10 protein-coding genes and 1 pseudogene are annotated in these 10,389 nt (G+C 67.5%); 8 read left to right on the forward strand and 3 right to left on the reverse strand.

The window, feature by feature from the left end:
- Positions 1-176 precede the first annotated feature (176 nt).
- The 6 genes from QSG27_RS12435 (at position 177) to QSG27_RS12460 (ending at position 6,220) form a co-directional block, all read left to right on the forward strand.
- Complete coding sequence (locus QSG27_RS12435) at positions 177-2,945, forward strand: hybrid sensor histidine kinase/response regulator (RefSeq protein WP_306706549.1); 2,769 nt, start codon at positions 177-179, stop codon at positions 2,943-2,945.
- A complete protein-coding gene (locus QSG27_RS12440) occupies positions 2,942-3,442 on the forward strand; it encodes a chemotaxis protein CheW (RefSeq protein WP_306706551.1) in 501 nt (166 codons plus the stop codon). The genes QSG27_RS12435 and QSG27_RS12440 overlap by 4 nt, the downstream gene beginning before the upstream one ends.
- Positions 3,443-3,490: 48 nt before the next feature.
- Positions 3,491-3,856 carry a response regulator gene (locus tag QSG27_RS12445; RefSeq protein ID WP_149165166.1) on the forward strand — a complete coding sequence of 122 codons (366 nt, stop codon included), beginning with the start codon at positions 3,491-3,493 and terminating at the stop codon, positions 3,854-3,856.
- 138 nt (positions 3,857-3,994) lie between these two features.
- Positions 3,995-5,095, forward strand: a complete 1,101-nt coding sequence (locus tag QSG27_RS12450) for a protein-glutamate methylesterase/protein-glutamine glutaminase (protein WP_306706566.1) — start codon at positions 3,995-3,997, stop codon at positions 5,093-5,095.
- Positions 5,092-5,934, forward strand: coding sequence for a CheR family methyltransferase (locus QSG27_RS12455; protein ID WP_306706553.1), 843 nt, complete (start codon positions 5,092-5,094; stop codon positions 5,932-5,934). The genes QSG27_RS12450 and QSG27_RS12455 overlap by 4 nt, the downstream gene beginning before the upstream one ends.
- A gap of 49 nt (positions 5,935-5,983) precedes the next feature.
- Positions 5,984-6,220, forward strand: a complete 237-nt coding sequence (locus QSG27_RS12460) for a VOC family protein (protein WP_306706555.1) — start codon at positions 5,984-5,986, stop codon at positions 6,218-6,220.
- Between the two features lie 28 nt (positions 6,221-6,248).
- On the opposite strand, the gene ctrA is transcribed toward QSG27_RS12460, so the two are convergent.
- A complete protein-coding gene (gene ctrA / locus QSG27_RS12465) occupies positions 6,249-6,980 on the reverse strand; it encodes a response regulator transcription factor CtrA (RefSeq protein ID WP_306706556.1) in 732 nt (243 codons plus the stop codon).
- 264 nt (positions 6,981-7,244) lie between these two features.
- Here ctrA and fliI point away from each other — a divergent pair, with 264 nt between their 5' ends.
- Positions 7,245-8,591 (forward strand): flagellar protein export ATPase FliI, encoded by a 1,347-nt coding sequence (gene fliI / locus QSG27_RS12470; protein WP_306706557.1) that lies wholly within the window; start codon positions 7,245-7,247, stop codon positions 8,589-8,591.
- Complete coding sequence (locus tag QSG27_RS12475; RefSeq protein WP_306706560.1) at positions 8,588-9,025, forward strand: flagellar FliJ family protein; 438 nt, start codon at positions 8,588-8,590, stop codon at positions 9,023-9,025. The genes fliI and QSG27_RS12475 overlap by 4 nt, the downstream gene beginning before the upstream one ends.
- Before the next feature lie 9 nt (positions 9,026-9,034).
- Here the strand turns inward: QSG27_RS12475 and QSG27_RS12480 are convergent, their stop codons facing one another.
- A complete protein-coding gene (locus QSG27_RS12480) occupies positions 9,035-9,388 on the reverse strand; it encodes a hypothetical protein (protein ID WP_306706562.1) in 354 nt (117 codons plus the stop codon).
- A 34-nt stretch (positions 9,389-9,422) separates the two neighbouring features.
- A pseudogene (locus QSG27_RS12485) lies at positions 9,423-10,389 on the reverse strand (hypothetical protein); the annotation flags it as partial.

A 10,389-nucleotide genomic window follows, 5' to 3' on the forward strand; every position in this document is an offset into this window, starting at 1 on the left:
CGGGGCGGTGCGGCAACGGGAACCCTGGGGTGGTATCGAAGGAGGTAAGGTTCTCTTAATCAGTGTTTGACAGGCTCCCACCGTAGCTGGAAAGGCCCGTACCGGCGGCGTCGCGCACGCCGCACTCCGGACGGCCGGCCGGAAACGGACATAATTGCGGGCGTGGGGATCGCGACATGGATGATCTGCTCTCCGAATTCCTGACGGAAACCAACGAGAACCTGTCGGTTCTCGACGTGGAACTGGTCCGTCTGGAGCAGAATCCCAACAATCCGGAACTGCTGTCGAACATCTTCCGTCTGGTGCACACCATCAAGGGCACCTGCGGCTTCCTCGGCCTGCCGCGCCTGGAAAAGGTGGCGCACGCCTCGGAGAACGTGCTGGGCAAGTTCCGCGACGGTGAACTGACCATCAACCCCGAAGCGGTCTCTCTGATCCTTCAGGCGCTGGACACCATCAAGAGCCTGCTGGCCGTGCTGGAGGCGACGGAGGCGGAGCCGCCGGGCGACGATCTGCCGCTGATCGAGCGGCTGAACCTGTGCGCCGAAGGCAAGCTGGGCGCCGCCGCCGCTCCGGCCAAGCCCGCCCCGGCCCCGGAACCCCCGCCGGCCCCCGCGGTCGCGGCGACGGAGGAGGCGCCGGTCTCCTCCGGCAACGTCACGCTGGACGAGCTTGAGGCGATCTGGAATTCGACCCCCGGCCCGACCGGCACCGCCCTGGCTCCGGTCGCCGCGGAACCGGCGGAGGAGCCGGCGCCCTCGCAGGACCTCGTGGTGCCGGACCCCGATCCGGTGCCCGCCGCCACCAAGGTGCCCGCCCCCGCCGCGGAGGCCGTCGCCGGCGCCGGCGGCGGCAACGCCGAGGCCGCGACGAAGGAATCGGCGGTCGCCGCGCAGACCATCCGCGTGAACGTCGACCTGCTCGAAAACCTGATGACCATGGTGTCCGAGCTGGTGCTGACCCGCAACCAGCTCCTCCAGATCCTGCGGTCGCAGAAGGAGAGCGAGTTCGCCGCTCCGCTCCAGCGCCTGAACCACGTGACGTCGGAGCTGCAGGAAGGCGTCATGAAGACGCGCATGCAGCCCATCGGCAACGCCTGGGCCAAGCTGCCGCGCCTCGTCCGCGATCTGGCGCACGAACTGGCCAAGAAGATCGACCTCCAGATGCTCGGCGCCGACACCGAGCTGGACCGGCAGGTGCTGGAGCTGATCAAGGACCCGCTGACGCACATGGTGCGCAACTCCGCCGACCACGGCCTGGAGGTGCCCGCCGACCGTCTGCGCGCCGGCAAGTCGGAGACCGGCCGGATCACGCTGAACGCCTATCACGAGGGCGGCCACATCATCATCGAGATCCAGGACGACGGTAAGGGCCTGGCGATCGACAAGATCAAGCAGAAGGCCATCCAGAACGGCATGGCCTCGGAAGGCGAGCTGGCGGCGATGTCCGACCAGCAGATCATCCAGTTCATCATGAAGCCCGGCTTCTCGACCGCGGCGAAGGTCACCAACGTGTCGGGCCGCGGCGTCGGCATGGACGTGGTGAAGACCAACATCGAGAAGATCGGCGGCACGATCGAGATCAAGTCCCAGCAGGGCAAGGGCTCGACCTTCGTCATCAAGATCCCGCTGACGCTGGCCATCGTCTCCGCCCTGATCGTGGAGTGCGCCGGCGAGCGCTTCGCCATCCCGCAGATCAGCGTGGTCGAGCTGGTGCGCGCCGCCGCCGACAGCGAGCACACCATCGAGCGCCTGAAGGGCACGCCGGTCCTGCGCCTGCGCAACCGCCTGCTGCCGCTGGTCTCGCTGCAGGAGCTGCTGCGGCTGGACGACCAGGAGGGCGAGGAGAAGAAGACCGACGAGACCTTCATCGTGGTCACGCAGGTCGGCACCTACACCTTCGGCATCATGGTCGACCGCGTGTTCGACACCGAGGAAATCGTGGTGAAGCCGGTGGCGCCGATCCTGCGCCACATCGAGATGTTCTCGGGCAACACCATCCTCGGCGACGGGTCGGTCATCATGATCCTCGACCCCAACGGCATCGCGTCGGCCACCGGCGAGATGGCCATGGGCGAGAACGTGTCCAAGGAGGCGACCTCCGTCCAGGCGGCCCGCCAGGAGGACAAGATGGCGCTGCTGCTGTTCCGCGCCGGGGCCGGCGCGCCGAAGGCGGTGCCGCTGTCGCTGGTCGCCCGCCTGGAGGATGTGGACCTCGGCAGCGTCGAATCGTCCAACGGCATGCCGGTGGTCCAGTACCGCGGCAAGCTGATGCCGCTGGTGCCGATCGACCCGGGCTTCATGATGGGCCAGGAAGGCCGCCAGCCGGTGCTGGTCTTCGCCGACGGCGACCGCTCCATGGGCCTGATCGTGGACGAGATCGTGGACATCGTGGAGGAGCGTCTGGTGGTGCAGCTCACCGCCGACCGTCCGGGCCTGATGGGCTCGGCGATCATCGCCGGCAAGGCGACGGACGTCATCGACGCGGGCTTCTTCCTGACCCAGGCCTACAAGGACTGGTTCGGCTCGTCCTCGACCGAGGCGTACGAGGAGGAGAAGGCTCTCCAGCGCGTGCTGCTGGTGGACGACAGCCCGTTCTTCCGCAACCTGCTGACCCCGCTTCTGTCGGTCGCCGGCTACGACGTCACCGCCGTGGAGAACGCCAACGAGGCGCTGGCGCTTTGCGAGGCGGGCGAGGACTTCGACGTCATCGTCTCCGACATCGAGATGCCGGGCATGAGCGGCTTCGACTTCGCCGAGGCGGTCCGCCAGGGCGGCACCCGCTGGAGCGCCACGCCGATGGTCGCCCTGTCCAGCCACGCCTCCCCGCGCGACCTCGACCGCGGCCGTCAGGCCGGGTTCACCGACTATGTCGCCAAGTTCGACCGTGACGCGCTGCTGTACGCGCTGCAGCAGACCCTGTCCGAACAGAAAGGTGCCGCATGAGCAAGGCCAAGCTGCCCGCCACCACCAAGAAGTCCAAGGGCGACGAGATCGCGTCCGGTGGCAGCCAGGACTATGTGACCATGACCATTGCCGACCAGCTGTTCGGCATCCCGGTCCTGCAGGTGCAGGACGTGCTGGGGCACCAGCGGATCACCCGCATCCCGCTGGCCCCGCCGGAGGTCGCCGGTTCGCTGAACCTGCGCGGGCGCATCGTCACCGCCATCGACGTGCGCCTGCGGCTCGGCCTGTCGTCACGCCCGAAGGACAAGCCGGGCATGTCCATCGTGGTGGACCTGCGCGGTGAGTTGTACAGCCTGATGGTCGATTCGGTGGGCGAGGTGCTGAGCCTGTCCAACGACGACTTCGAGCGCAACCCGGCCACGCTGGACCCGCGCTGGCGCGAGGTGTCCACGGGCATCTACCGCCTGAACGGCCAGCTCATGGTGGTCCTGGACGTGCCGCGTCTGCTGAACTTCACCACTCTGGAAGCGGCCTGAGGCGAAACCCCGGTCGGTGTGCAAAGCGAAGCCTGAGGCCCGTTCACCATGAAAGTTTGTCTGGTCGTCGATGACAGCCGCGTGGTCCGCAAGGTCGCGCGGAAGATCCTGGAAGAACTGCACTTCGCCTGCACCGAGGCGGAGGATGGGAAGCAGGCCATGGAAGCGTGCGCGCAGAAGATGCCGGACGCCATCCTGCTGGACTGGAACATGCCGGTCATGAACGGGATCGATTTCCTGCGCCGCCTGCGCAAGATGACCGGCGGGGACGTTCCCAAGGTGGTGTTCTGCACGACCGAGAACGACCTCGCCCACATCCAGGAGGCGCTGTCCGCCGGGGCGAACGAGTACATCATGAAGCCGTTCGACAGCGACATCATCCAGACCAAGTTCCAGCAGGTCGGTCTGTTGTGATAAGCGGTACAACCGTGCCGCGCACCGTTCCGACCCTGAAAGGCTGATTGCGATATGTCCGATCGTTTCGGCAGAACCCCTCCCCCCGCACCCCCGGCCCATCCGACCGCCACCGCCGGCGGCGATCCCGTGCGGGTGATGGTGGTCGATGATTCCGCCGTCATCCGCGGCCTTCTGACCCGCGCCCTGGAAGGCGACACGGAAATCCGCGTGGTCGCGTCGGTCGGCGACGGCCAGATGGCGGTCAACGCGCTGCAGCGCAATTCGCTCGACGTCATCGTTCTCGACATCGAAATGCCGGTGATGGACGGGCTGACCGCCATCCCGAAGCTGCTGGCCGTGGCGCCGCAGGTCAAGATCATCATGGCCTCGACGCTGACCCTGCGCGGCGCCGACATCTCCATGCGCTGCCTGTCCGCGGGGGCGGCGGACTACATCCCCAAGCCGACCTCCACCCGCGAGATCGGCGGGGCGGACGCCTTCAAGCGCGAACTGGTGTCCAAGGTCAAGGCGCTGGGCGCCGCCGCGCGGCGCGCCGGGTCCCGCACGCGCGGCGAACTGCGCCCGCTGACCCCGTCGCCGCTGTCCCTGCTGAAGCGGGAGACGCCGCCGGTCACGCTGCGTCCGGCCCCCGCCGTGGGCGCGGCCAACCAGGTCAAGCCGGACGTGATCGCCATCGGCAGCTCCACGGGCGGCCCGCAGGCGCTGTTCGAGGTGCTGGCCCATCTGAAGGCCGGCGTCACGCAGCCGATCCTGATCACCCAGCACATGCCGGCGACCTTCACCACCATCCTGGCAGAGCACATCACCCGCCAGTGCGGGCTGAACGCGCAGGAGGCCAAGGACGGCGAGCCCATCGTGTCGGGCCGCTGCTACATCGCGCCGGGCGACTTCCACATGCTGGTGGCCCAGCGCGGCGGCGCCAACGTGATTTCGCTGACCAAGGACCCGCCCGAGAATTTCTGCCGCCCGGCGGTGGACCCGATGATGCGGTCCATCGTCCGCGCCTTCGGTGGACGCAAGATCCTGGCCTGCATCCTGACCGGCATGGGGCAGGACGGGCTGAAGGGCTGCACCGAGGTGGTGAACGCCGGCGGCACCCTGATCGCGCAGGACGAGGCGTCCAGCGTGGTGTGGGGCATGCCGGGCGCCGTCGCCCAGGCGGGCATCTGCTCGGCGGTGCTGCCGCTCAAGGAAATCGGTCCCTACATCCGCAAGTTCGCGTCGAGGGCAGCATGAGAGTCGAAGATTTCGACATGTTCTCCACGCTGCTCAAGCAGCGTTCCGGCCTGGTCCTGACCCGGGACAAGGCCTACCTGCTCGAATCCCGGCTGATGCCGGTGGCGCGCAAGTGGAACATGAAGGGGTTGGAGGAACTGGCCGCAACCGTGCGGACGCGCAAGGACGAAGCCCTGCTGCGCGACATCACGGAGGCGATGACCACCAACGAGTCCTCCTTCTTCCGCGACCAGAAGCCCTTCGACCAGTTCAAGCAGATCGTCCTGCCGAAGCTTCTGGAGACGCGGTCGGCCAAGCGGTCGATCCGCATCTGGTCGGCGGCCTGCTCCTCAGGGCAGGAAGCCTACTCGCTGGCCATGCTGTTGAGCGAGGAATCGGCGAAGCTGGCCGGCTGGCGGATCGAGATCGTCGGCACCGACATCTCCTCGGAAATGGTGGAGCGGTCCAAGTCGGGCATCTACACCCAGTTCGAGGTGCAGCGCGGCCTGCCCATCCAGATGCTGGTGAAGCATTTCAAGCAGCAGGGCGACAAGTGGCAGATCAGCCAGCAGCTTCGCCAGATGGTCTCGTTCCGCGAGTACAACCTGCTGGGCGATCTGTCCGGACTGGGCCAGTTCGACATCGTGTTCTGCCGCAACGTGCTGATCTACTTCGATCAGCCGACCAAGACGAAGGTGCTGGAAGCGATCGCCCGCCAGATGCCGCAGGACGGCGTGCTCTATCTGGGCGGTGCGGAAACCGTTCTGGGCATCACCGACCGCTTCAAGCCGGTGGAAGGCCAGCGCGGCCTCTACAGCCTTGGCGGCTTCTCCACCGCCGGACTGAAGGCGGCGATCTGACCATCGGGCGGAAGGGAAAGCCGAGCAGGTCGAGCGGTCGGTCCATCTCGTGCTGACCGTCCGCGATCTGGCGGCCACCGTCGATTTCTACACGCGCGTCCTGGGCATGGCCGGCATCAGCTTCGGCCATGGCCGGACGCCGCCGCCGGCGGTTCAGGCGCATCGGTGCGCTGAGAGCGTGGCGGTGGAGGAGGGGCCGATCGCACGCACCGGCGCCACCGGTCCCATCACGTCGCTGTACGTGCGGGACCCGGACGGCAATCCGATCGAAATCAGCAATTATTGAAAAGGCCAAAGGGCCTATGGGGCGGGCTTCAGCCCGCCGCCTGCTGGGCCTGATGGGGGGCGCGCGGGAGCGGGGCGGCGTCCTCATGCGGGTCGCGCAGCACATAGCCGCGGCCCCACACCGTCTCGATGTAGTTGTCGCCCTGGGTGGCCGCGGCCAGCTTCTTGCGCAGCTTGCAGACGAAGACGTCGATGATCTTCAGTTCCGGCTCGTCCATGCCGCCGTAGAGATGGTTCAGGAACATCTCCTTGGTCAGGGTCGTGCCCTTGCGCAGGGACAGCAGTTCCAGGATGCCGTATTCCTTGCCGGTCAGGTGAAGCGGCTGGTTGTCCACCTCCACCGTGCGGGTGTCCAGATTCACGGTCAGGCGGCCGGTGCGGATGATGCTGTCCGAATGGCCCTTGGACCGGCGGACGATGGCCTGGATGCGGGCAATCAACTCGCGCTTGTCGAAAGGCTTGGTCAGATAGTCGTCGGCGCCGAAGCCGAGCCCCTTGATCTTGTGGTCCAGCTCCGACAGGCCGGACAGGATCAGAATCGGCGTGGTCACGCGCGCCGCGCGCAGGCGGCGCAGAACCTCGTAACCGTCGATGTCCGGCAGCATCAGATCGAGGATGATGATGTCGTAATCGTACAGCTTGCCGATTTCGAGCCCATCCTCACCGAGGTCGGTAGAGTCGACGATGTAGCCTTCCGACTGGAGCATCAACTCGATGCTCTTGGCCGTGGAGGAATCGTCTTCGACCAGCAGAACCCTCATGGCGATATCCCGACGTTAGATGGCGCGTTTCTGGCTTCCGAAGCGGCGTTGCTTGGCGACGGACCTTTAACAGATCCGTACGACTGTTTACACAGGTTAACAGACGATTCAGCTTAACGCCAGAGGCATAGCACTTCATTTAACGTTAATATTTTTGGACGAGCATGATCCGGGCGGCATGGCGGCGGAATCCGTGCCCATCGCAAATTGCGCCGCCCGCGCCCGGTTCACCTGTCCCATCACCGACCGCGAAACCGCAAGACCGTGCCCGCCGACGTCGCCCGCATCATCCAGGAAATCGAGTCCGTCGCCGGCTCCAGCCGGTTCGGGCGGGTGACCGCCGTGCTCGGCCTGCTGGTCGAGGTCGGAGGGATCGAGAAGGAACTGTCGGTCGGCGGTCGCTGCATCGTGGAATCCCGCGACGGGCGGCAGGTCCCCTGCGAGGTGGTGGGCTTCCGCCAGGGCCGCGCGCTGCTGATGCCCTTCGGCACCATCGACGGGGTGGGGCTGGGCTGCCGCGCGCTGGTGTCGGACAGCCAGCCCATGGTCTTCCCGACCGAAGCGTGGCTGGGCCGCGTCATCAACGCGCTGGGCGAGCCGGTGGACGGCAAGGGGCCGCTGCCCAAGGGCACCTACGGCGTTCCCATCCGCAACAACCCGCCGCCGGCCCATTCCCGCGCCCGCGTGGGCGAGAAGCTGGACCTGGGCATCCGCGCGATCAACGCCTTCCTCACCTGCTGCCGCGGCCAGCGCATGGGCATCTTCGCCGGGTCCGGCGTCGGCAAGTCGTCGGTGATGTCGATGCTGGCCCGCTTCTCCGCCGCGGAGGTCGCGGTGATCGGGCTGATCGGCGAACGCGGGCGCGAGCTTCAGGAATTCATCACCGAGGATCTGGGAGAGGAGGGCCTGTCGCGCAGCATCGTGGTCTGCGCCACCTCCGACGAGGCGCCGCTGATGCGCCGGCAGGCCGCCTACATGACGCTCGCCGTGGCCGAAGCCTTCCGGGACGCCGGCTGCAACGTGCTGTGCATGATGGACAGCGTGACCCGTTTCGCCATGGCCCAGCGCGAGATCGGCCTTTCGGCGGGCGAACCGCCGACGACCAAGGGCTATCCCCCCACCGTCTTCGCCGAGCTGCCGCGCCTGCTGGAACGCGCCGGGCCGGGGTTGAGCGGGTCGGGCTCGATCACCGGCCTGTTCACCGTTCTGGTGGAAGGCGATGACCACAACGAACCCATCGCCGACGCGGTGCGCGGCATCCTGGACGGCCACATCGTCCTGGAGCGCCAGATCGGCGAGCGTGGGCGCTATCCGGCCATCAACATCCTGCGCAGCGTGTCGCGCACCATGCCCGGCTGCAACTCCCCCATGGAGAACGAGCTGGTCAACCACGCGCGGCGGCTGATGTCGTCCTACGACAACATGGCGGAGATGATCCGCCTGGGCGCCTACCGCAAGGGCACCGACCCGCAGGTGGACGAGGCCATCCATTTCCAGCCGGCGTTGGAGGCGTTCCTGAAGCAGGGCAAGCGCGAGGCGACCGATCTCGACAACAGCTACGCCCAGCTTGCCGCCATCTTCGGCATTGAACAGTGGCCGCCGCAAGAATGAGCAGTCTGAAGACCATCATCCGCCTCCAGAAATGGAAGCTCGACGAGAAGCGCCGCGCCCTGGCGGAACTGCAGAACCTCGCCGAACGGCTCCAGGCCGAGATCGAGCGGCTGAAGGAGGAGATCGCGGCGGAGCGGGAGACCGCCCGCGGCAACGTCGAATACTCCTTCACCTACAGCAACTACATCCAGGCGGCGATGGAGCGCGGCAAGCGCCTGACCCAGTCCATGGGGCAGGTGGAGGGCCAGATCGCCGTCGCCACCGACGAGATGGCCGAAGCCTTCCAGGAGCTGAAGCGCTATGAGCTGGCCGAGGAGGAGCGGCTGAAGCGCGAAAAGGAAAAGCTGAAGCGCAAGGAGGCCAACATGCTCGACGAAACCGCGCTGGTCGGCTTCCGCCGCCGTCAGCAGGAAGAAAGCGAACTGGAAACCTGAGCGCGCGCGTCAGATCCGCCTCATGCGGCTGAACAGATGGGGGTTGTCCCAGTTGGGTTGCCGATCCTCCACCAGCACGCGGTGCGGGACGGGCGCGGCGCGTTCCGCCGTCACTTCCGCCCAACGGGGCACCAGTTCGTTGTTGACGTCGTCCAGAACGGCCAGCGCCATCCCTTCCAGCGTCCCGTCCGCCGCAACGGAGGCCAGATAGGCGGCGAAGGCGTCCGGGACGGCGACCAGCCGGTCCGGCACATAGCGCAGGGTCAGCCGGGTGCCGGGCGCCGGTTCCCCGGACAATTCCACAAGATAATCGTGGCGGGCGTCGGGGTTGGGCTGGGTGGTCAGCAGCGCTCGGCGGTGCATGGCTGTTCCGGGCTTCAGGGGCGTGTGGCGGGCGTCAGGCGGTGTAGCTGTTCCCGCCGGCCCCGGCGCGGGTCAGCTTGACCCAGCATTTGGCGCCGGACTGGAAGGACAGGCCGCCGATGTAGCCCACGGCGCGGATGCTGTCCGCGAAAATCTGAATCAGGTCCAGGCGGAATTCCGGCGCCAGCGGGGTGTGGCTGCGCAGGATCAGGTCGAACCGGTTGGGCTGGACCAACCCGTCGAGCTGCATGGGGCCAAGGCGGCTGAGGTCCAGGTCCAGCAAAAAGCGGCTGCCCTTTTCGCCGCCCTTGCGGCCTTTCCTGCCATCCTCTTCCGCGTCGATGGGGTGGATGTGCAGCTTGAGGGGCATCAGCCCGTTGGCGTCCATCATCGGCAGGGTGTAGGGGCGCCAATCGCCGGGCAGCGGTTCGCCGGCCTGCTGCTGGAGGCTGCGGAACTCGCGTTCGAGCTGGGAGAGCAGGCCGCCCTGGCCGGACTTCTCCAGGGCGGAGGCCGCTTCCTCGCCCAACCAGCCGCGGGCGTCGCCGCCGCGGATCGCCGACAGGAAGAAGCTCAGCGCCGCCCCCAGCTTGCGGTTCGGCTGAGGCATGACCGTGCCGATCAGCGATTGCGCGGCGGCCCGGTCCACGCCGGCCAAGGCGCTCAGAAGCTGCCGCATGGCCGGCCAGTCGCGCTCGCTCAGCGGACCCGGCTCCGCGGCGGGTGGCGGCGGCGTGGCCTGGAGCGCCCGGGCGGGGTCGGTCAGGGCGGCGGTGACGGCGCTCCCCTGCGGCAGGCTGGCCTGGACGTTGAGCGCCAGCATGCCCTGCGGCGTGGCGAGGATCGGCTGTCCCTGCGGCGTGCTGCCGGCCACGGTCCCTTTCAGAACCGGCCCGTCGGGCGCTTCCGGGACGGCAACAGGGGTGCCGGGGTCCGTGGGCGTGGCGGTGGGAACCGGGGTCGAGCGGGGCTGGGCGGGGGCCGGCTGGGGCGATGCGGGC

The organism is Azospirillum isscasi (assembly GCF_030849505.1).
GTDB classification, from domain to species: Bacteria; Pseudomonadota; Alphaproteobacteria; order Azospirillales; family Azospirillaceae; genus Azospirillum; species Azospirillum isscasi.

Bases quoted from the DNA above. Each gene is read 5' to 3' on its own strand.
- QSG27_RS12435 (WP_306706549.1), top strand. From the start codon at position 177: ATGGATGATCTGCTCTCCGAATTCCTGACGGAAACCAACGAGAACCTG.
- QSG27_RS12440 (WP_306706551.1), top strand. From the start codon at position 2,942: ATGAGCAAGGCCAAGCTGCCCGCCACCACCAAGAAGTCCAAGGGCGAC.
- QSG27_RS12445 (WP_149165166.1), top strand. From the start codon at position 3,491: ATGAAAGTTTGTCTGGTCGTCGATGACAGCCGCGTGGTCCGCAAGGTC.
- QSG27_RS12450 (WP_306706566.1), top strand. From the start codon at position 3,995: ATGGTGGTCGATGATTCCGCCGTCATCCGCGGCCTTCTGACCCGCGCC.
- QSG27_RS12455 (WP_306706553.1), top strand. From the start codon at position 5,092: ATGAGAGTCGAAGATTTCGACATGTTCTCCACGCTGCTCAAGCAGCGT.
- ctrA (WP_306706556.1), bottom strand. From the start codon at position 6,980: ATGAGGGTTCTGCTGGTCGAAGACGATTCCTCCACGGCCAAGAGCATC.
- QSG27_RS12475 (WP_306706560.1), top strand. From the start codon at position 8,588: ATGAGCAGTCTGAAGACCATCATCCGCCTCCAGAAATGGAAGCTCGAC.
- QSG27_RS12480 (WP_306706562.1), bottom strand. From the start codon at position 9,388: ATGCACCGCCGAGCGCTGCTGACCACCCAGCCCAACCCCGACGCCCGC.